General features: G+C 62.4%; 18 protein-coding genes and 1 pseudogene. 12 read left to right on the forward strand and 7 right to left on the reverse strand.

Annotated elements, in window-relative coordinates; all coding sequences use genetic code 11:
* The first annotated feature begins 20 nt into the window (after window positions 1-20).
* The 4 genes and pseudogenes from IEX16_RS08795 to IEX16_RS08810 form a co-directional block, all read left to right on the forward strand.
* The gene (locus tag IEX16_RS08795) at window positions 21-926 is read left to right on the forward strand and encodes a 2-dehydro-3-deoxygalactonokinase (protein WP_188708200.1); all 906 of its coding nucleotides are present in this window, start codon (window positions 21-23) and stop codon (window positions 924-926) included.
* A complete protein-coding gene (locus tag IEX16_RS08800; protein ID WP_188707976.1) occupies window positions 923-1,564 on the forward strand; it encodes a 2-dehydro-3-deoxy-6-phosphogalactonate aldolase in 642 nt (213 codons plus the stop codon). Before IEX16_RS08795 ends, IEX16_RS08800 begins: the two co-directional genes overlap by 4 nt.
* Window positions 1,561-2,355, forward strand: a complete 795-nt coding sequence (locus IEX16_RS08805) for an SDR family NAD(P)-dependent oxidoreductase (RefSeq protein WP_188707977.1) — start codon at window positions 1,561-1,563, stop codon at window positions 2,353-2,355. The genes IEX16_RS08800 and IEX16_RS08805 overlap by 4 nt, the downstream gene beginning before the upstream one ends.
* 265 nt (window positions 2,356-2,620) lie before the next feature.
* Window positions 2,621-2,936, forward strand: a pseudogene (locus IEX16_RS08810) (PaaI family thioesterase); the annotation flags it as partial.
* 27 nt (window positions 2,937-2,963) lie between these two features.
* On the opposite strand, the gene IEX16_RS08815 reads toward IEX16_RS08810, so the two are convergent.
* Window positions 2,964-3,620 carry a transglutaminase-like domain-containing protein gene (locus IEX16_RS08815; protein ID WP_188707978.1) on the reverse strand — a complete coding sequence of 219 codons (657 nt, stop codon included), beginning with the start codon at window positions 3,618-3,620 and terminating at the stop codon, window positions 2,964-2,966.
* A gap of 256 nt (window positions 3,621-3,876) precedes the next feature.
* Here IEX16_RS08815 and gloA point away from each other — a divergent pair, with 256 nt between their 5' ends.
* Window positions 3,877-4,290, forward strand: coding sequence for a lactoylglutathione lyase (gene gloA / locus IEX16_RS08820; RefSeq protein WP_188707979.1), 414 nt, complete (start codon window positions 3,877-3,879; stop codon window positions 4,288-4,290).
* A gap of 553 nt (window positions 4,291-4,843) precedes the next feature.
* Here gloA and senA read toward each other — a convergent pair.
* Window positions 4,844-6,073 (reverse strand): selenoneine synthase SenA, encoded by a 1,230-nt coding sequence (senA, locus tag IEX16_RS08825; protein WP_188708202.1) that lies wholly within the window; start codon window positions 6,071-6,073, stop codon window positions 4,844-4,846.
* 384 nt (window positions 6,074-6,457) lie between these two features.
* Here senA and IEX16_RS08830 point away from each other — a divergent pair, with 384 nt between their 5' ends.
* The 4 genes from IEX16_RS08830 to IEX16_RS08845 all read left to right on the forward strand — a co-directional run bounded on the left by IEX16_RS08830 (window position 6,458) and on the right by IEX16_RS08845 (window position 10,709).
* Window positions 6,458-8,239, forward strand: a complete 1,782-nt coding sequence (locus IEX16_RS08830) for a FimL-related protein (RefSeq protein WP_188707980.1) — start codon at window positions 6,458-6,460, stop codon at window positions 8,237-8,239.
* A 40-nt stretch (window positions 8,240-8,279) separates the two neighbouring features.
* Window positions 8,280-9,266: a selenoneine biosynthesis selenosugar synthase SenB gene (gene senB / locus IEX16_RS08835; RefSeq protein WP_229676263.1), complete on the forward strand. Its 987-nt coding sequence runs from the start codon at window positions 8,280-8,282 to the stop codon at window positions 9,264-9,266.
* Entirely contained in the window at window positions 9,263-10,336 is a 1,074-nt protein-coding gene (gene selD, locus IEX16_RS08840; RefSeq protein ID WP_188707981.1) for a selenide, water dikinase SelD, read from the forward strand. The genes senB and selD overlap by 4 nt, the downstream gene beginning before the upstream one ends.
* 154 nt (window positions 10,337-10,490) lie before the next feature.
* On the forward strand, window positions 10,491-10,709 hold the full coding sequence (locus IEX16_RS08845) for a hypothetical protein (protein WP_188707982.1): 219 nt from the start codon (window positions 10,491-10,493) through the stop codon (window positions 10,707-10,709).
* Between the two features lie 198 nt (window positions 10,710-10,907).
* On the opposite strand, the gene IEX16_RS08850 is transcribed toward IEX16_RS08845, so the two are convergent.
* The 5 genes from IEX16_RS08850 to IEX16_RS08870 form a co-directional block, all read right to left on the reverse strand.
* Entirely contained in the window at window positions 10,908-11,990 is a 1,083-nt protein-coding gene (locus IEX16_RS08850; protein WP_188707983.1) for a TRAP transporter substrate-binding protein, read from the reverse strand.
* A gap of 165 nt (window positions 11,991-12,155) precedes the next feature.
* A complete protein-coding gene (locus tag IEX16_RS08855) occupies window positions 12,156-13,235 on the reverse strand; it encodes a TRAP transporter substrate-binding protein (RefSeq protein WP_188707984.1) in 1,080 nt (359 codons plus the stop codon).
* Window positions 13,236-13,390: 155 nt separating this feature from the next.
* A complete protein-coding gene (gene dxs, locus IEX16_RS08860; RefSeq protein WP_188707985.1) occupies window positions 13,391-15,286 on the reverse strand; it encodes a 1-deoxy-D-xylulose-5-phosphate synthase in 1,896 nt (631 codons plus the stop codon).
* 60 nt (window positions 15,287-15,346) lie between these two features.
* A complete protein-coding gene (locus tag IEX16_RS08865; RefSeq protein WP_188707986.1) occupies window positions 15,347-16,261 on the reverse strand; it encodes a polyprenyl synthetase family protein in 915 nt (304 codons plus the stop codon).
* A gap of 7 nt (window positions 16,262-16,268) precedes the next feature.
* Window positions 16,269-16,508, reverse strand: coding sequence for an exodeoxyribonuclease VII small subunit (locus tag IEX16_RS08870; protein ID WP_188707987.1), 240 nt, complete (start codon window positions 16,506-16,508; stop codon window positions 16,269-16,271).
* A gap of 210 nt (window positions 16,509-16,718) precedes the next feature.
* Between IEX16_RS08870 and IEX16_RS08875 the strand changes: the two genes are divergently transcribed.
* The 3 genes from IEX16_RS08875 (at window position 16,719) to IEX16_RS08885 (ending at window position 20,039) form a co-directional block, all read left to right on the forward strand.
* Complete coding sequence (locus tag IEX16_RS08875) at window positions 16,719-17,849, forward strand: aromatic ring-hydroxylating oxygenase subunit alpha (RefSeq protein WP_188707988.1); 1,131 nt, start codon at window positions 16,719-16,721, stop codon at window positions 17,847-17,849.
* A 101-nt stretch (window positions 17,850-17,950) separates the two neighbouring features.
* Window positions 17,951-18,991, forward strand: coding sequence for a DMT family transporter (locus IEX16_RS08880; protein ID WP_188707989.1), 1,041 nt, complete (start codon window positions 17,951-17,953; stop codon window positions 18,989-18,991).
* A 139-nt stretch (window positions 18,992-19,130) separates the two neighbouring features.
* Window positions 19,131-20,039, forward strand: a complete 909-nt coding sequence (locus IEX16_RS08885) for a sulfurtransferase (RefSeq protein ID WP_188707990.1) — start codon at window positions 19,131-19,133, stop codon at window positions 20,037-20,039.
* The last annotated feature ends 95 nt before the right edge of the window (window positions 20,040-20,134 follow it).

Below are 20,134 nucleotides of genomic sequence, written 5' to 3' on the forward strand. Positions count from 1 at the left end.
CAGCCGAAGCCAGCCAGCCCATGAAGCAACTGCTGGCGGTGGACTGGGGCACCTCGTCCCTGCGCGGCGCCTTGCTCGACGGCCAGGGCCGGGTCCTCAAGGAGCGTTCTTTCCCGCGCGGCATCCTGACTGTGGCGCCCGGCGAATTTGCTACTGTTTTTGAAGCATGCTTCGCCCATTGGACGAGAGCTGCAGGCACTTTTTGCCTGATTTCCGGGATGGCTGGCAGCAAACAGGGCTGGCTCAAAGCCCCCTACTGCGCCTGTCCCGCAGGTTTTGACGAAGTCGCATCGCAACTGGCCTGGGTCGAGGCCGGACGCATCGCCATCGTGCCCGGCCTGAGCTGCGAACGTGAGGGCATCCCCGACGTGATGCGCGGCGAGGAAACCCAGGTGTTTGGCGCACTGCAACTGCTGGGCATCCAGGACGGCCTGCTGGTGCTGCCCGGCACCCACAGCAAGTGGGTCACGGTGCGAGGCGGCAAGATAGAAAACTTCTCCACCTTCATGACGGGTGAGTTTTACGCACTGCTGCGCCAGCACTCGCTGCTGGCGCGCAGCCTGCCCGACATCGACGGCGAGGTGGACTGGGTTGCCTTCGACGAGGGTGTGGCGCTGGCACTGCGCGGCAGCAGCCTGCTGCGGACCGCTTTCAGTGTGCGCACGCTGTCGCTGTTCGGGCGCATGGCCACCGCGCAGCTGCCGAGTTATCTGTCGGGCCTGGTGATTGGCGAGGAAATACGCACGCAGCCGCTGGACTCCGGCGCGCAAGTCATCGTCGTCGGTGCACCGACATTGACCGAGCGCTACCAACGCGCGCTGGCACAGCGCGGAACCTCTGTGCAAGCTGTCGGCGCCGAAGCCACCTGGTGCGGCCTCTGGGCGCTGGCCCAAACCATTCACCCAAGCTGGGATAAACAGGCATGAACACACCGCACGACAAATTTTCCGCCGCCCTGCAAGTCCTGCCGCTGGTCGCCATTCTGCGGGGCCTGCGGTCTGATGAAGCCTTGTCCGTCAGCCACGCGCTGCTAGGCGTCGGCTGGACGCTGATCGAAGTCCCGCTGAATTCGCCACAGCCGCTGCAAAGCATAGAAGCCATGTCCGCAGCCCTGCCCGCTGCCATGGTCGGCGCGGGCACGGTGCTGAGCGCCAGCCAGGTTCGCGATGTGCATGCGGCGGGTGGACAACTCGTGGTCTCGCCAAATTTCGATGCCGAGGTGGTACGCGAAGCGCTGCGACTGGGCATGGTCTGCCTGCCCGGCGTAATGACGGCCACCGAGGCCTTTGCCGCGCTGAAACTTGGGGCGACCGGGCTCAAGCTGTTCCCGGCCGAAATGATCGCACCAGCGGTGGTGAAAGCTCTGCGGGCGGTGCTGCCGGCACAAACCCTGCTGCTGCCAGTGGGCGGCATCACGGTTGACAACATGGCGGCCTACCGCGCGGCCGGCGCCAGCGGTTTTGGCATCGGCTCGGCCCTGTATGCACCCGGCATGGCGGTTGACCAGGTGGCCGAAAACGCCATGAAATTCATGGCTGCTTACGCGGGTACCATTCGGGCATGAGCACTCCTTCACCTCCGACTTCTCAAGATATTTCGTTTGGCCTGAAAGGCCGGGTCTGCATCGTCACCGGCGGCTCGCAGGGCATTGGCGAAGCTTGCGCGCGCCGTTTTGCGCGCGAGGGTGCGCAGGTCGTGATCGCCGACATGGCCGACGCGCCCGGTGAAGCGCTGGCCGCCGAACTCGGCGCCCTGTACATCCATTGCGATGTCGGTGACAAGGCCCAGGTCGATGCGGTGGTGGCCCGCACAGTGCAGGCCCACGGCCGTATCGATGTGCTGGTCAACAACGCCGGCATTTTCCGAGCGGCGGAATTTCTGGAGGTGAGTGAAGCCGACTTCGACGCGGTGCTGCGCGTCAACATCAAGGGCAGCTTCCTGATGGGCCAGGCGGTGGCGCGTGTGATGGCGCAGGCCGGCAGCGGCAACATCGTCAACATGAGTTCGGTCAACGGTGTGCTGGCCATCCCGACGATTGCCAGCTACAACGTCAGCAAGGGGGGCGTCAACCAGCTGACACGCGTCATGGCGTTGGCGCTGGCCGACAAAGGCATACGCGTCAACGCCGTGGCGCCCGGCACGATTGCCACCGAACTGGCGGCCAAAGCGGTGCTGACCAGCGATGAGGCCAAGGCAAAAATCATGAGTCGCACGCCGATGAAACGTCTGGGCGAACCCTCGGAAATCGCCGATGTGGTGGCCTGGCTGGTCAGCGATGCGGCTAGTTATGTGACCGGCGAGATCGTCACGGTGGATGGCGGGCGCATGACGCTGAACTACACCGTGCCGGTCTGAGCAAGCGCCATTTGCTATCAAATAAATAGCTAATTTGCGGGATGAGCCGCGAGGCGCAAAACCCAAGGCAAGGCTTATTGCGTTGGGTTTGTAACGAAGCGGATCGCCCGCAAAACCACGCCGCTGAAGGGGTTCGGACCAAAACGCGCGCCTTCCTCACCAAACCCCTTGCGTGTGCTGCAGCACACGCAAGGGGTGTTGGCAAGCAAATCATCACATTGTGGACCCGAACGCGCAAGGCGGGAGTCAGGCAGAGGGTCCCTAACATTACATCCCGCTCGGCAGCGTGCACGGTGGCTGGTATGCGACGCTGCAGGACTCCGCGCTGGGCTGCGCCGTGCATAAGATGATGCCGGCAGGCCGCGGCTACACCACGGCCAAGCTCAGTGTAAACATCGTGCGCGCGGCCTCGCACAAGACCGGGCCATTGCGGACCATTACGGGCCGCAGGCACGGTGATTCATTGCGGACGGCAACTGGCGACGACTCAAGCGGGCATCGTCGGGCCCGATGACAAACTGTACGCGCATGCCACGACCACGTGCCTGGTGTTTGAGGTGCCAGCCACCAAGCCCGGCTGAAACGGAACGGCGAAAGACAGCGAAAAATCAAACCGCCGATCGCGATAGCGGCCCGGACTGCGTCCTGATCTGCTCGACCCGACGGTTAACCAGCGCGGCGGCCAGCATCCATTTCACGCGGGTGAGCCAGCCACGCTGAAGTTCTTCGTGCGCGTCATCGCGGTAGAAATACTCGGGGTCGTGGGCCACGCCCCAGTCGCGCAGCGGCAGGCTATCGGCGTCGGTCTGGACATACTGCGCATGCGCATGGTGACGGCCGTCCCAGAACTGGCTGCCGTTCGCGTGGATGCCGTAACCAAGACTCAAGCCTTGCGTTTTGAGCAACACGCCGGCATGCGCTTCCAGCAGCGAATCGGTCACGTAGGTGTCGGTCTGGACCCAACATCCCTCCAGGTAAACCTCTCCGATCGCATGGGTCACCGTGCTCTGGGTCACATCGAGAATGCCTTTGAGAAAGGCACTGGACAAGGTCACGAAGCGCAGCCGGGCAGGCACGCCAACAGAGCGGAGCATGGCGACAAACAACGTGCCTTTGGTATGGCAGTCCCCCCGCCCGGCCTTCAACACGGCGACGGCAGGCACATGGTCAAACCCTGCGACACAACCGAATGGCAGGGATTTGATGTGATCGTGGATAAAAATCGCCTTTTGCGTATCGCTGATGGCAAGCTGGGCCACGCGCATGGCCTGGATTCTGAGCTTGGGATCATCGAGATCCAGTAGGCTGGTAGGCCCTAGCCAGTCTTGGGGTCGGTCGGTCGGCGGAGACAGTTGCATGTAGGGCGAGCGCAGTTTTTATTGCCAACGATTATGCAGGCACAAATAGGATCTGTCCGTGCTGTATCGAACAAACCCGTGGGCATTGGCCCTCTGGCGCTGCACTGCCTCCCCAATTGGAAGAGAATCTAAATACACACACCTCCACCTGGAAAGCGCCACGATGAAACTTCTCCACACCATGCTGCGCGTTGGCGATCTGCAACGCTCCATCGACTTTTACACCCAGGTCCTGGGCATGACCGTGCTGCGCAGGTCAGAAAATCCGGAATACAAATACAGCCTGGCCTTTGTCGGCTACGAAGGCGGCAACCCCGGCCAAGCCGAGATCGAACTGACATGGAACTGGGGCACCGACAGCTACGAGATGGGCACCGCCTACGGCCACATCGCACTCGGTGTGCCCGATGCCTACGCCGCCTGCGACAAGATCAAGGCCGCCGGCGGCAACGTCACGCGTGAAGCCGGGCCCGTCAAGGGCGGGGCCACCGTGATTGCTTTTGTCACTGATCCGGATGGGTACAAGATTGAGTTGATTGAACGCAAGAGCGATGTCGGTGGTTCGGGTCTACGCTGATCGATTAGAACTTTTGAGACTCGCTGCGCCTGCAGTCCTTTATGGACCGTAGGTCTGACTCCCCACTCCCACCCCTAGCCCCTCCCTCGCCCCGCTGGGCGATGGAGGGGGACCTCATTTGGCCGTGTGTGCTGCACCCGCGTGCAAACATGACGGCCCCGTAGTCCGACGATGACGCGCAAAGCGCGTCATCGTCTCCCCGCATTTGCATCTATCGCCTCCACCCGTCGGGCTGGGCCGAGGAACGCAGTCGAAAACGGATCAGGGCGAGCGATTGTCTGAGTGAAGCGAGTTCGAGCTCGACCCCGTTTTCGGCGAGCACCGCAGGTTGCCCCTGAGCGGCAGCGAAGGGGACCCGGACCATCGGGTCGCCTTTTCTTTGGTGACTTACTTTTGGCGAAACAAAAGAAAAGTTACTTGCCGCCGGGCAACCCCCGGCCAACAGGCGCGAGCAAGCGATGAGGCTGGACAAGTCCCCAACACACAAACCATCAATCAAATTCGGCTACAGCCCTTATCCCGCAAGCGCCACCAGCTACTAAATCAATAGCGTCTACAAGGCACAGGATCGAAACCCGCAAAAGATGTCATCCCGCTCAGGAAGATAAAAATTGCGGTACTTCGGATGTTTCATGCGCGCCCGCGTCGCCATCGACGCGCCGCGCAGCACCTTGTGCGTGCCAAACCAGGGCTGCGAATAGTCGGCATAGGGGTGCGGCTCAAAGCCGGGGTAGGCCCGGAAGCTGCTGCCCGTCCACTCCCAAACATCACCCCAGCGAAAGCCCCGGCGCGCCGCCGTGTGTGCCGCCACCTCCCATTCGATCTCGGCGGGCAGCCGGCGGCCGGCCCAGCGGCACCAGGCGTCGGCCTCCCACCAGCTCATGTGCATGGCCGGCTGGTTGCCCAGCATGCGCATCGGCTGGCCGAAACGGGTTTGCATCACCGCGCCGCTGGCCACGCCGATCTGCTCGACATAACGCGGGCCGCGCCGGCCCTCGCTGCGAGACATCGCCTGCAGCCAGTCCCAGCCTGGTGGCTGCCAGAGCTCGGGCCGGTCGTAGCCGCCGTCATCGACAAACTCAACAAACTGCGACCAGCTCACGGGCTGTGCGTCAATCTCGAACTCCAGAACGCTGACCTCGTTCTGCGCCTGTTCATTGTCGAAAACAAAACCCGTGGCCTGCGCGTTAGCGGGCGACCCGAGCTTCCAGACCACGGCCGGCACCAGCAGCGGTTCGCGCAGCGTCATGGTCGGCGGCGTGAAAGCCTGCAGCAAGGCCTTGTCCAGGCTCAAGCCCAGCGTCTGCGCGGTAGAGGTCAGGGCTTCGGCATGCATGTCCTCGTGGAACAGGCACAGGCGGTAAAAATACAGCGCGTCGTCGTCTTCATCGGCTTTCTCCAACAGCTCCAGCGTGCTCTCCAGCGTGTCCAGCAGGTAGGCGCGGCAGCTTGCCTCCCCTGGCAAGTCCAGCGTCCAGCGGCTGCTGTGCGGCACCTTGCCCGAGTCCCACCAGCGGTCGGCGTGCGGCTCGATCGAGGCTAGCCGCGCATGGACCGGTTCGCAGCGCAGACCGCGCGAGCGTTGCATGTTGCGGCCTACCCACCATTCCTGAAACCAGCCCACATGGCCGATTTCCCACAGCGGGGGATTGAGCACCGGCAACCGGGCCACCGCAAAACCTGTGCCTTCCAGCGCCCGCTGGTATTGGCCAAACAGGCGCAGCGTGTGATTGCGCGCATCCATCAGCGCCAGCGACAGCAAGGCCTTGCCAGCGCCGCGCATGGCCGGCGAATCGATGCGCCCGGTGACCAAGGTCGATGCGGAATGCGGAGGTGAATCGGGGGCAGCGTCTGAAGCCAAAGAGAAGTCCTGGTAAGTCCGGCCACTGAAACCGGCAGCGGCAGTCGCATGCCGGGCGGATGAAGCCAGAATAGCAGACCGCCGCGGCCGTGCCGCCGCTACGGGCCGGCTCCCTTGTTGCCAAAAAGCAGTACAAACGCGCCCCGGACGACCTGTCAGCGGGCGCCATCCGCCGACTGTCACCCCGCGTGCGTTTTCGTGCCAAATTTCGCAAACCCGCGCATAGACTGCGGCGACCCGCCTGCCCGCGCCCAGGCGTCCGCCGCCCGTCCGTGAACGTCTGTCCTTTCAACCGGTACGCCATGTATGACATCCAACGCGCTGAATCCCTCCCCTGAAGACCTGGACGTGAGCATCATGGACCTGAGTCCGCTGGCCTGGGTGCTGGAGGAGCTCCGCAAATCCCTGGACGGCGCGAGCAAAGCCCTGAAACGGTTTGTGCGCGAGGCTGCTCTGGCGCAGGGCGCGGAACTGGAGGCGCTGGACGCCAACCAGTTGCGCCTGGCCCGCCAGCAGTTGCACCAGGCCGCAGGCGCCCTGGAGATGGTGGGTATGAGCGCGCCGGCGCTGTTGCTGCGTGCCATGGAGACCGTGGTCCAGCGTTTTATCCATTCGCCGAAACAGTGCACGGAACAAGCCAGCAACCAGGTCGAGCTGGCCGGACTCGCGCTGACGGCCTACCTGGAGGACGTGCTGGCGGGCAAGCCGGTATCGGCAGTCTCGCTGTTCCCCCAGTACCGCGATATCCAGAGCCTGATCGGCGCGGATCGTGTCCACCCGGCGGACCTCTGGGCGTTTGAATGGCGCTGGCTGGAACCTGAGCTCGCTGGCAGCGTCGAGGCCACGGCCTACAGCGACACGTCGCGGCAGTTGCTGGACCGGCTCACGCTCAAGCTGGTCCGCAGCGGCGATGCGCAGGCCGCGCAAAGCCTGTCCAACATATGTCTGGGCCTGGCGCAAACCGATACCGAGGTCGAGCTGAAAACATTCTGGAAAATTGCCGCAGGCTTTTTTGAAGCGCTGGCGCGAGGTCTGCTGAAGGTAGACGTCTACGCCAAAAGGGCGATTTTGCGTATCCTCCTGCAATATGCCAACCTGGCGCGTGGCATACCGCATGCCTCGGACCGCCTCGCGCAGGACCTGCTTTTTCTGTGCACGCAGGCGGTCGCCCGCCGGGCCAGCGACGCGCCGGCGCTCACGGCGGTACGGGCCAGCTACGGCCTAGAGCGTTTCCAGCCGGTGGACTACGAAGCGGTCCAGTTCGACCGCTTTGCACCGGCCCTGATCGCACAGGCCCGCAAACGCATCAGTTCGGCCAAGGAGAGCTGGTCCTCGGTGACCGCCGGCGACATCAACCGCTTCAAAATGGTCAGCGACCAGTTCAGCCTCGTGACCGATTCGCTGGTCAAGCTGCACCCGCCCAGCGAGCCGCTGGCCCAGGCGCTGACGCAGGCGATCAACAGCACGGCGGCTTCCGGACAAGCGCCATCCCCAGACCTCGGACTTGAAGTGGCGACAGCGCTGCTGTATCTGGAAGCGGCGTTTGACGATCTGGACCCAAAGGACCCGCAGCTCGCGGCCCGCACCGGGCGCCTGGCGCAAAGGCTAGACAGCGCCCGGATCGGCCAGGCCCAGCAGCCCGATGCCTGGATGGAAGAGCTGTACCGACGCGTCAACCACAAACAAACCATGGAAAGTGTGGTCACCGAGCTGCGCAGGCTGCTGGGTCAACTTGAAATGGCGCTGGACGATTTTTTTCGCACGCCGGAAGACAAAACCATCCTGGCCGCCGTGCCGGGACAACTTGAGCAGATGCGTGGGGTGCTGGCCGTGCTCGATCTGGAGCAGGCCGCACTGGCCGTCACCCACATGGGCGAGCTGGTCGAGCAGATGCTGCAGACCGGCAGCACCGAACAGGAAGCGCGGGCGTCCGGCAGTTTTGATCGTCTGGGCAACAACCTCGGCGCCTTGGGTTTTTTGATCAACATGCTCAACTACCAACCAGCGCTGGCCAGAAAAAACTTCAGCTACAACGCGGCAAAAGGCGAGCTGCAGGCACGGACCCGCGAGATCGACCCCATTCCCTGACTGTTAACCTGTGGCTTGGGTTGCAACATGGAGCCATGCATTGGACAGCAGATCTGAAACCGGCAAAGTTGTCATCGTCAGTCCGGCGATGCGCGAAGCCAACAACGGCAACTGGCACACCGCGTGGCGCTGGGCGCAGTTTTTATCTGGCCAGGGTGAGATCGCGCTGCTGCCGCATTGGCCACCCTGCGCCAACAGCCTGCCGGCCACCGCCATGATCGCGCTGCATGCACGGCGTTCGGCCTCATCAATCCAAGCCTGGGCCCGGCAGTGCCCCAACAAAGCACTGATTGTGGTGTTGACCGGCACCGACCTGTACCGCGACATCCACAGCAATGACCATGCTCGGCAGTCACTGGCACTGGCAACCCATCTGGTCGTACTGCAGGAAGCCGGTCTGCGCGAGTTGCCGCCCGCCATGCGGCACAAGGTACAGGTGATCTTCCAGTCGGCGCGGCCTTTGGTGCCAGCCACCAAATCGAGGCGGCGATTTCGCGCATTGATGGTCGGCCACCTGCGTGACGAAAAGGACCCGCTGACCTATCTCCGGGCGGCCGCCAGGAGCGACCCCCGCCGCATGTTTTTTGAATCCATCGGCGAGGCCTTGCAGCCAGACCTTGCGCTGGCCGTGAGCACAGCGCAGGCCGGGATGCCGCACTACCGCTGGCTGGGCGGCCTGCCCCGCGCGCCAACCCGCCAGCACATCAAACACGCGCATGTGCTGGTCAACAGCTCGCTGATGGAAGGCGGCGCCCAGGTGATCATTGAAGCCGTGCAGTCCGGTACTGCAGTGCTGGCCTCTGCCATCAGCGGCAACATCGGCATGCTGGGCGCCAATTACGCTGGCTATTTCCCGGTGGGGGACGACGCCGCGCTGGCGGCGTTGCTGCAGCGCTGCGCCACTGAGCCAGCCTTTTTGCTGCGGCTTGAAAAGCAATGCCGCGAGCGGGCCCATCTGTTCAGTCCAGCCCAAGAAAAGCGCCTTGTCATAAACTTGGTCAACAGCGCACTGAAAGCCTTTCCATGAACGCCCCCGAAAAACTCACGCCGACGCTCCCCGCAACACCGCCCCGTTTGAGCAGCCTGTCGCACGGCGGCGGCTGTGGCTGCAAGATCGCACCCGGCGTGCTCGCCGAAATTCTGAAAAACTCTAGCAACCTCCCGATTCCGCCACAGTTGCTGGTCGGCATCGAGACCGCCGACGACGCGGCGGTTTACCTGCTCAACGACGAGCAGGCGCTGATCGCCACCACCGACTTTTTCATGCCCATCGTGGATGATCCTTACGACTTCGGCCGCATCGCCGCGACCAATGCCATCAGTGATGTCTATGCCATGGGGGGCACACCGATCATGGCGCTGGGCCTGGTCGGCATGCCAATCAATGTGCTGCCGCTGGAGACCATAGGCGCCATCCTGCGGGGGGGCCAGGATGTCTGCCGTGACGCAGGTATTCCGATTGCGGGTGGTCATACCATCGACTCGGTCGAGCCGATTTACGGCCTGGTGGTGCTCGGGCTGGTGCACCCCTCGCGCATCAAGAAAAACTCGGGTGCGCGCGCCGGCGATGTACTGATCCTGAGCAAGCCGCTGGGCGTCGGCATCCTGTCTGCCGCACTCAAGAAAGACGCACTTGATGCAGAGGGTTACGCCCGCATGATCGCCGTTACCACCCAGCTTAACAAGCCCGGCATCGACCTTGCCAAACTCGACGGCGTGCATGCGCTGACCGACATCACCGGCTTCGGGCTGGCGGGCCACGGCCTGGAACTGGCACGCGGCGCGGGACTGAAAATGCAGCTACAGATGAGCCAGATTCCGCTGCTGCCGGGCGTGCTTGAGCTTGCCGCACAAGGCATGGTCACCGGCGCATCGGGCCGCAACTGGACCAGCTATGGCAGCGAGGTAAGCTTGCCTGCCGATATCAGCCCGGCTCAGCAGGCGCTGCTGAGCGACCCCCAGACCAGCGGGGGGCTGCTGGTGTCCTGCGACCCCGGCATTGCCGACCAGGTGCTGGCCTGTTTCCACAGCCAGGGGTTCGGCGATGCGCGTGCCGTTGGTCACATGCTGGCAGGCAGCGGCGTCGAGGTGATCTAGCCTCAAGAACTCGGTTGTGCGGCGCAACTTTTCAGGTTTGCCGTCCGCGCAAGACCCATGTCCGCTACGGGATAACACCGATACAAAGCTGTCGGCTTGCCTTCTGTAGACTTCCATAGAATTCGTTCCCCCACCTGGATTTGACAGTCCTTCCATGGAGGGTCTGCCGAATAATTTTTATGCACGGACACTTCTTGGGCCCATCTTCTTCATCATCCTGCAGCGCATCATGCTGGCCGCCATCATGATCTTGCCAAGCCTGGTCAAAGGCGGGGTTGAAAAAGTAGACAAGCTCAACGACGCGCAGGTGATGGAGCACCTGCAAACGCCGAAAGAAGAGATCAAGGAGAAGCCGAGAGGCTCAGGCGACTGAGGCTGCCGAGGCCGCGAGCGTCTTATTTTGCGCTGCACTTTTCTAGGAAAGAGTCCAGTCCGGACGAAAAAAGCGCAATTTCTTTTTCGCGGCATTTCACGCCGACTTCGAAACGGCATTATCGATACGCCACGCGTCGTGCCGCACCCGCCCATAAAAAAAACCCGCCGAAGCGGGGTTTGGGCAGGCTGACCGGGCTTACAGCTTTTGTGCCTGCATGAACTGGTCGAAACGCATTTCCGTGAACCTGAACCACAGGTTCTGGTCCTTGCGGAAAGCAGCGTAGTCGGTGTAAATTTTCTTCCAATCCGGATTGCTTTCACTCATCTCGGTATAAAGTGCCATCGACTCCTTGAAGGCCGCATCCATCACCGCTTTGGGGAATGGCAGCACCTTGGTTTTGGCTGCCACGAGTTGCTTGAGCGCCTCGGGATTCTTGGCGTCGTACTTGGCCTGCATGTCGGTGTGCGCATAAGCGGCGGCAGACTCCAGGATGGCCTTGTTCTCAGGGGACAGTTTGTCGTAAGCGGTCTTGTTGACAAAGGCATCGAGTTGCGGGCCACCTTCCCACCAGCCGGGGTAGTAATAAAACGGAGCCACCTTGTTGAAGCCCAGCTTCTGGTCGTCGTACGGTCCGACCCATTCAGCGGCGTCAATGGTGCCCTTCTCCAGCGCCTGGTAGATTTCGCCGCCGGGAATGTTTTGCGGCACGGCGCCCATGCGGGTGAGGACCTTGCCGGCGAAACCGCCGACGCGCATCTTCAGGCCCTTGATGTCGGCAACACTCTTGATTTCCTTGCGGTACCAGCCGCCCATCTGTGCGCCTGTATTGCCCATCGGGAAATTGACGATGTTGTACTTGCTGTAAAACTCACGCATGAGTTTCAGGCCATTGCCCTGATACATCCATGCAGTCATCTGGCGGCTGTTGAGGCCGAACGGAATGGCACATCCCAGAGCAAAAACATCATTCACGCCGAAAAAGTAGTAGGGCGCGGTGTGGACCATTTCGATCGTGCCCTTCTGGACGTTGTCGACCATGCCGGCGATGGCTGGCATCAACTCGCCACCGGGGTGAACAGAGATCTGGAACTTGCCGCCAGACATCTCGCCCACCTTTTTGGCAAAGGTTTCTGCAGCGCCGAAAATCGTGTCGAGCGCTTTCGGAAAGCTCGATGCCAGGCGCCAGCGAATGGCTTCCTGGGCATGCACGGCCGGTGCTACGCCAGCGGCCAGCACACCAGCAATGCCAGCATTTTTGATAAGGGAACGACGATCCATGAATAGACTCCAAGTGATTTTAAGAAACACGGCTTATGACCGGGCCTTCAACTTCTGAAAGTTGTACCCGATTGTAAAACTCGCTTTTCGCGGTTAAGGGCGGGTTTTCCCTGCGGAAAATCGCGCTTCAAACAAACAGTCAGCCAGTTGTCAGGCACGCCATTCTCAAAGCTTCTGGCTCTGCAGGAAGCGGTCAAAAGTGGACTCGGCGAAACGGAACCAGAGGTTCTGGTCACCGCGAAACCTGGCGTAGTCGCTGTAGACCTTGCGCCAGTTCTCGTTGCTGGTCGACAGCTCGCTGTAGAGCTGCATGGATTCCCTGAATGCGGCATTCATCACATCCGCAGGGAAAGGCCTGAGTCTGGCGCCCGCCCCGACCAATTGCTTGAGCGCCGTCGGGTTTCTGGCATCGTATTTGGCCTGCATCTCCACATGCGCCGCGGCGCTTGCAATTTTCACCACTGCCTTGTTGGCCGTGCTCAGCGCCTCATAAGCTTTCTGGTTGATGTACAGATCGAGTTGCAGTCCGCCTTCCCACCAGCCAGGGTAATAATAGTTGGGCGCCACCTTGTTGAAGCCCAGCTTCTGGTCATCGTAGGGTCCTATCCATTCGGCAGCGTCGATGGTGCGTTGCTCCAGTGCCTGGTAGATGTCGCCGCCTGGAAGGTTTTGCGGCAGTGCGCCCAGCCGCTCAATGACCTTGCCAGCAAAACCACCGACCCGGAACTTCAGGCCCTTCAGGTCCGCAAGGGAGCGGATTTCCTTACGGAACCAGCCGCCCATCTGCGCGCCGGTGTTGCCACAGGCGAAGTTGATGATGTTGTAGCCGGCGTAAAACTCGCGCATCAGCTTCAGGCCGTTGCCCTCGAAGGTCCAGGCGCTCATCTGCCGGCTGTTCAGGCCAAAGGGAATCGCGCCACCGATGGCAAAGGTCTCGTCCTTGTCCGCAAAATAATACGGCGCGGTATGTGCTGCTTCAATCGATCCTCGCCGCACGTTGTCCACCACGTCGAAGGCGGGCATCAGCTCACCGGCCGCGTGCACGGATATTTCAAACTTGCCGCCAGATACGATTCTGACGTGCTGGGAAAAACTTTCTGCCGCACCATAAATCGTGTCCAGCGACTGGGGAAAGCTTGATGCGAGGCGCCAGCGAATCGTCGCCTGCGCATGCACGGCGGGCGCAACGCCGGCAGCAAGCACGCCGGCGATACCGGCATGTCTGATCAGGGCGCGACGATTCATGGAGGACTCCGAAAGGGGGAAACCGGCCTGTGTTTAACCCGGATCACGGCAGGGCACGGTTGCGCCGCCTTGCCCTGATTGTAAAAACCTGGCGCCGCGCATTTTCACGGGTTTTCCCGTGAACTCACCTCAAGTCACTGACCCCGCCGGTGCAGTTAACCGACCGACTTGAGCGTCGGCTTGGCGGACCTGGCCGCAGCCAGCATGCTGGCAAACCGCACGCTGATCGCCTGTTCAATGCCCGCTGCATCCAGGCCTTGCTGAGCCAGCAACCTGGCCGGATCACCATGTTCGGTGAATTCATCGCGCAGGCCCAGTTGCAGCGAAGGTTTGCTGATGCCAGCTTGCGCCAACGCCTCGACCACCGCACTGCCCGCGCCGCCCATGACCGCGCCTTCTTCAACCGTCACCAGCGCATCGTGGCTGGCCGCCACCTGCGCCAGCAGGTCCAGATCCAGCGGTTTGGCCCAGCGCATGTTGACCACGGTCGCGCCCAGCTTTTCCGCCGCCTGCAGCGCCGGATACAGCAGCGTGCCGAAGGCCAGGATGGCAATGCCCGCGCCCTGGCGACGCATCTCGCCCTTGCCGAAAGGCAGGGCATCGAGGTTGGCCTGCGTTGCCACGCCAGCACCGGCGCCACGCGGGTAACGCACAGCCACCGGGTGGTTTTGCTCATAGGCGCTGCTCAGCAACATGCGGCATTCGTTTTCGTCGGCCGGACACGCCACACTCATGTTGGGAATGCAGCGCAGGTAGGCAATGTCATAGGCACCCGCATGGGTGGCGCCGTCGGCACCGACCAGGCCGGCGCGATCCAGCGCAAACACCACCGGCAGGTTCTGCAGCGCCACGTCGTGAATCAACTGGTCGTAGGCGCGCTGCAAAAAGGTCGAATAAATCGCCACCACCGGCTTCAGGCCTTCGCAGGCCATGCCGGCCGCAAAAGTCACCGCGTGCTGCTCGGCAATGCCAACGTCGAAATAACGCTCCGGAAAACGCTGGTGAAACTCGACCATGCCGGAGCCCTCGCGCATTGCCGGCGTGATACCGACCAGCCGGCTGTCTTTTTCGGCCATGTCGCAGAGCCAGTGGCCAAACACCTGGGTGAAGGTCTGTTTGGCCGGCGCGGTGGACTTCTGCAGTCCCATGGCCGGGTCAAACTTGCCGGGCCCGTGGTAAGCCACCGGATCGGCCTCAGCCAACTTGTAGCCCTGCCCTTTTTTGGTCACCACATGCAGAAACTGCGGGCCCTTGAGATGTTTGATGTTTTCCAGCGTCGGGATCAGCGACTCCAGATCATGGCCGTCAATCGGCCCGATGTAGTTGAAGCCGAAGTTCTCGAACAGCGTGGCCGGTACCACCATGCCCTTGGCATGGGTCTCCAGCCGCTTGGCCAGTTCGAACAGCGGCGGCGCGACCTTGAGCACCTGCTTGCCGACGTTTTTTGCCGAGGCGTAGAACTGTCCACTCATCAGTTGCGCCAGGTAACGGTTCAGAGCGCCTACCGGCGGACTGATGCTCATGTCGTTGTCATTGAGCACCACCAGCAAGTTGCAGTCGCACACACCGGCGTTGTTGAGCGCCTCAAAAGCCATGCCCGCGCTCATGGCACCGTCACCGATGATGGCCACAGCGTGGCGGTCCTCGCCTTTTTGTTTGGCCGCCATGGCCATGCCCAGCGCGGCAGAAATTGAGGTCGATGAATGCGCGGTGCCAAAGGTGTCGTATTCGCTTTCATCGCGGCGCGGAAAACCGCTGAGCCCGCCGAGCTGGCGCAGGCTGCCCATGCGCTCGCGCCGTCCGGTCAGTATCTTGTGCGGATAGGTCTGATGGCCCACGTCCCAGACCAGCCGGTCGTCGGGCGTGTTGAAGACGTAATGCAGTGCCACGGTCAATTCGACCGTGCCCAGATTCGAACTTAAATGCCCGCCGGTTTGCGAGACGCTGTGCAGCACATAATTGCGCAGTTCATCGGCCAGCGTCTTGAGCTGGGCACGCGGCAGCAGCCGCAGGTCCGCGGGACTGTTGATGGTTTCTAGCAGTGGGTACATCGTGGTGTGCCTTGTTATTTCTGGCGCCATGCGCCTCAACCCTGTTTTCCGGCTATTGGCTCATGTCCGCCGGTTGACCAGCATGTCGGCCAGCGCACTTAGCGCATCCGTGTGTTTGAGCTCGCTGGCCTTGAGGCTGTGGTGAGCCTGCGAAAGCAACTCCTGCGCGTAATTGCGTGAGGCCGGCAGCCCCATCAACGAGACAAAAGTGGGCTTGTCCTGCGCCGCATCCTTGCCGGCCGTCTTGCCCAGTGTGGCTGAATCGGCTGTCACGTCGAGGATGTCATCCACCACCTGAAAGGCCAGGCCCACTGCCGCGCCGTAGTCGCGCAACGCATTTTGCGCCGCGGGCGTGAGCCTGCCGCAGACCGCACCCATCATCACGCTGGCCTGCAGTAAAGCGCCAGTTTTCAGGCGGTGCATGTCGTGCAATTGCTCCGACGACAGCGCCTTGCCGACGCTGGCCAGGTCAATCGCCTGGCCACCGGCCATGCCCTGGTAGCCAGCGGCCTGCGCCAGCATGCGGCAGAGCGCCGCCTGCGTCGCGGCATCAACCGAGCCGTCATCCGGCGTCAGCAACTCGAAGGCCAGCGCCTGCAGCGCATCGCCGGCCAGCAACGCCTGGGCCTCGCCGAATTTGACATGCACGGTCGGTTTGCCACGCCGCAGGATGTCGTTGTCCATACAGGGCATGTCGTCGTGGACCAGCGAATAGGCGTGGATCAACTCGACCGCACAGGCCACACGTATGGCGGCAGCCGGGCTGCCGTCCACCGCCTCGCAGGCGGCCATGACCAGCAGCGGGCGCAGGCGCTTGCCGCCATCAAGCACGGCATAACGCATCGCGTCACCGAGTCCAGCCGGCGCCGGCACAGGTTCGGGCGGTGCCACCCAGCGCTTCAAGGCGCGCTCTACGTTGGCGAGTTGTCGGGCGCTCCAGGCGCCCAGGGCAAAAGCGGGTCGATGGTCGGTCAATGGATGTTTACTCTTGGTTCCAGGGCTTGAGCTCTGTGCCCTCCAGCACCTTGATCTGGCCTTCCACGGCCTCAAGCTTGCCGCGGCAGAACTTGAGCAGTTCGGCGCCGCGCTGATAGCCGGTGAGCAACTGGTCCAGGGGCAGTTGCCCCGATTCGAGCCGGGCCACCAGGGCTTCGAGCTCTTCGAGCGCAGCTTCATAACTGGCGGGGCTGGGTGGGAGGGAGGCGGAAGAAGTTTTGGCCATGGTATTTCTGGGATGCCCTGATTTTAGGCCGTTCCAAACACCCCCCTGTTTGCGATCGCGCCAGGTGCTGCACCGCCCATTGCTGCTCGCCGCCAACAGGGGGGGGGGAGGCTACAATCAAAAGCAGCATTCGTCCTCGCAACAGGCTGTCTGCCTGTCCATCTACCCCACGATGCAGTGTTGCATCAAATCGCCGGTTCCGGCAAATGCATGTCTGATCTAAGCCTTCGTCTCCTGCAGGCCACCAGCCAGCTTCCCATCTCCAGCTATTTTGATGCCGGCCTGTACCAGCGGGAGCAGCAAAAGCTGTTTGCCCGCGGCCCGCGTTATGTGGGGCACGAGTTGTCGGTACCGAATCTGGGCGACTACTACGCGCTGCCGCAGGAGCTTGGCGGCCGCGCGCTGGTGCGCAACGCCACCGGCGTGGAGCTGATCTCCAACGTCTGCCGGCACCGCCAGTCCACCATGCTGCAGGGCCGGGGCTCGCTGGGCAACCGCGCCGACAGCAATATCGTCTGCCCGCTGCACCGCTGGACCTACAACACCACCGGCGAGCTGATAGGCGCGCCACATTTTCAGGTCGATCCTTGCCTGAACCTGAACCGCTACAAAACCAGTGTCTGGAACGGGCTGGTTTTTGAAAACAATGGCCGCGACATCGCCGCCGAGATGGCGCCGCTGGGTCCCATGGCCGACCTCGATTTTTCCGGGTTCCAGCTCGACAAGATCCACCTGCACGAATGCAACTACAACTGGAAAACCTTCATCGAGGTGTATCTGGAGGACTACCATGTTGGCCCCTACCACCCCGGCCTGGGCGCCTTTGTCACCACTGACGACCTGCGCTGGGAGCTGACGCCCCACTATTCGGTGCAGACGGTCGGCGTCTCCGACAAGCTCGGCAAGCCCGGCACAGACACCTACAAAAAATGGCACGACGTGGTGCTGCAGTACCGAAACGGCGTGCCGCCCAAACACGGGGCAATCTGGCTGACCTATTACCCCAACGTGATGGTCGAGTGGTACCCGCATGTGCTGGTGGTCAGCACCTTGCACCCGCAGGGGCCGGACAAGACGCTCAACGTCGTCGAGTTTTATTACCCCGAGGAAATCTACGCCTTCGAGCGCGAGTTCATGGAGGCGCAGCAGGCCGCCTACATGGAAACCTGTGTCGAAGACGACGAGATTGCGCTAAGCATGGATGCTGGCCGCAAAGCTCTGATGCAGCGCGGCGACAACGAGTTCGGCCCTTACCAGAGCCCGATGGAGGACGGCATGCAGCATTTTCATGAGTGGTACCGGCGCGAGATGGGCGCCAGCAAAACCACGCAAATGTTGTGAAACTGCACTTTCGCCGTCCCCCTTTACTCCTGATTTGATAGCTGCTTACGCCCGTATGGCATGGGCTAGAGTCAATCTTTACCTCTGAAACCGGAACAACCATGCAAGCCCTCTGGATGCTGGCCGCCGCCTTTTTCTTTGCCACCATGGCGGTCTGCGTCAAGTTTGCCTCCGAGTATTTCAACAGCGCCGAACTGGTGTTTTACCGCGGCCTGCTGGGCATGTTTTTCATGTGGGCGCTGGCCCGTTCGCGCGGCATCTCGCTGGCCACGCGTTTTCCGGGCATGCACATGTGGCGCAGCCTGGTCGGCGTGATCTCGCTGGGCGCCTGGTTTTATGCGATTGCCCACCTGCCGCTCGCCACTGCCATGACCCTGAACTACATGAGCAGTGTCTGGATTGCCGCCTTTCTGGTCGGCGGCGCGCTGCTGATGGGCCTGCTGCCGGTGCGCGGCGACGACGCAATAAGCGTGGGGACTCCTTCTTCCCAAGCCAGGGCCGCGGAACCGGCTTTGCCGGGCCGCAGGCGCAGCGCCCCTCTTCTTCGTGCAAGGGGCAGCGAAACGCCGGAGGTACACGCAGTGGGGAGCGTGGGGGCCCAAGGTGCACTGGTGCTCACCGTGATCGCCGGTTTTATCGGCGTCATCATGATGCTGCGTCCCACCATCGAACAGAACCAGGCCTTTGCCGGCCTCGTCGGCCTGATGTCCGGCCTGCTGGCGGCTTTTGCCTACATGCAGGTCATGGCGCTGGCGCGGGTCGGCGAGCCCGAGACCCGAACCGTGTTTTATTTCGCCGTGGGTTCGACGATAGCCGGTGGGTTGGCTATGGGGATTGTCGGCGTTTCCGAATGGCACTGGAAGCCGGCGCTCTGGCTGATCCCGCTGGGCGTGCTGGCGTCCCTCGGGCAGCTCTGCATGACACGCGCCTACACCCGCGCCAAAACCCGCAGCGCCACGCTGGTGGTGGCCAACCTGCAGTATTCGGGCATCATCTTTGGGGCGATTTACAGCCTGCTGCTGTTCGGCGAGCGGCTCCCGCTGATCGGCTGGGCCGGCATGGGATTGATCATGGCCAGCGGCATCGCGGCCACTGTGCTGCGCGCCCGCGCCGCACCCAACTCTCCGGCCGAAGAGCATTGAACCGCTCTGCACCCGTGTCCGACGCGAGGCCCCGTCCAAAACACTTGCGGCCCCTTGTCAAGGCGGGCCATACTTGACGTCCCTTTCCCCGGCCGGCCCTGGCAGACGCCAGACTGCCTCTTTCTGAAGGACACCTGCCATGTACACCACCCTGATCTCTGCCGGACAACTGCAGACGCTGATGGCCGAAACCAGGCCTTTGCGGATTTTTGACTGCAGCTTTGACCTGATGCAGCCGCATGCCGGCAAAAACCAATACCTGCAGGCTCACCTCCCCGGCGCGGTATATGCCAACCTCGACACCGACCTGAGCGCCAGGCACGGTGTGCCTGGCGCTCACGGCGTGGTCACTGCCGGCGGCACCGATCAGCCGGCGTCCGGGGGACGGCATCCGCTGCCCAACCGCGAAAAATTTGCGACCTGGCTGTCCAGCGTGGGTTTTGGCAACACCATGCAGGCCGTGGTGTATGACCGCAACGGTGCCAACTACTGCGGCCGCCTGTGGTGGATGCTCAACTGGGCCGGCCACGAAGGCGTGGCCATCCTCGACGGCGGGCTGCAGGCCTGGCAGGTGGCAGGCGGTGCCGTCGCCAGCGGCAAGGAGGCCGCACACTTCCAGTGCAACTTCGAGCTGGGCCACGAGCGCGCCACGCTGGTCGATGCCGTCCAGGTGTCGCGCCAGCTCGGGCGGCCAACGCAAACCCTGATCGACGCCCGCGCCCCAGCCCGCTTTCGCGGCGAAGTCGAACCGCTGGACCCGGTGGCCGGTCACATCCCGGGTGCGCTGAACCGGCCTTTCAGCCAGAACCTCGGGCCGGACGGGAAGTTCAAACCCGCCGAACAGCTGCGTGCAGAGTTTGTTTCCCTGCTAGCTGGCCGTGACCCGGCCAGCGTGATTCACCATTGCGGTAGCGGTGTCAGCGCAATCCCCAACCTTGTCGCCATGGAGATCGCCGGTCTGGGCCGCACCGGGCTGTACGCTGGCAGCTGGAGCGACTGGTGCAGCGACCCGGCCCGGCCCGTGGCTAGAGGCCCGGCACTGCAATAAAAATTGCACCAAACAGGAAGTTCGCGTTAGTATCAATTTGTAACCTGATCTTATGCGCAATTTTCCCCCACCCAATTCCGGCTTTCAGCCTTCAG

This window comes from Polaromonas eurypsychrophila, assembly GCF_014641715.1.
Lineage (GTDB): Bacteria > Pseudomonadota > Gammaproteobacteria > Burkholderiales > Burkholderiaceae_C > Polaromonas > Polaromonas eurypsychrophila.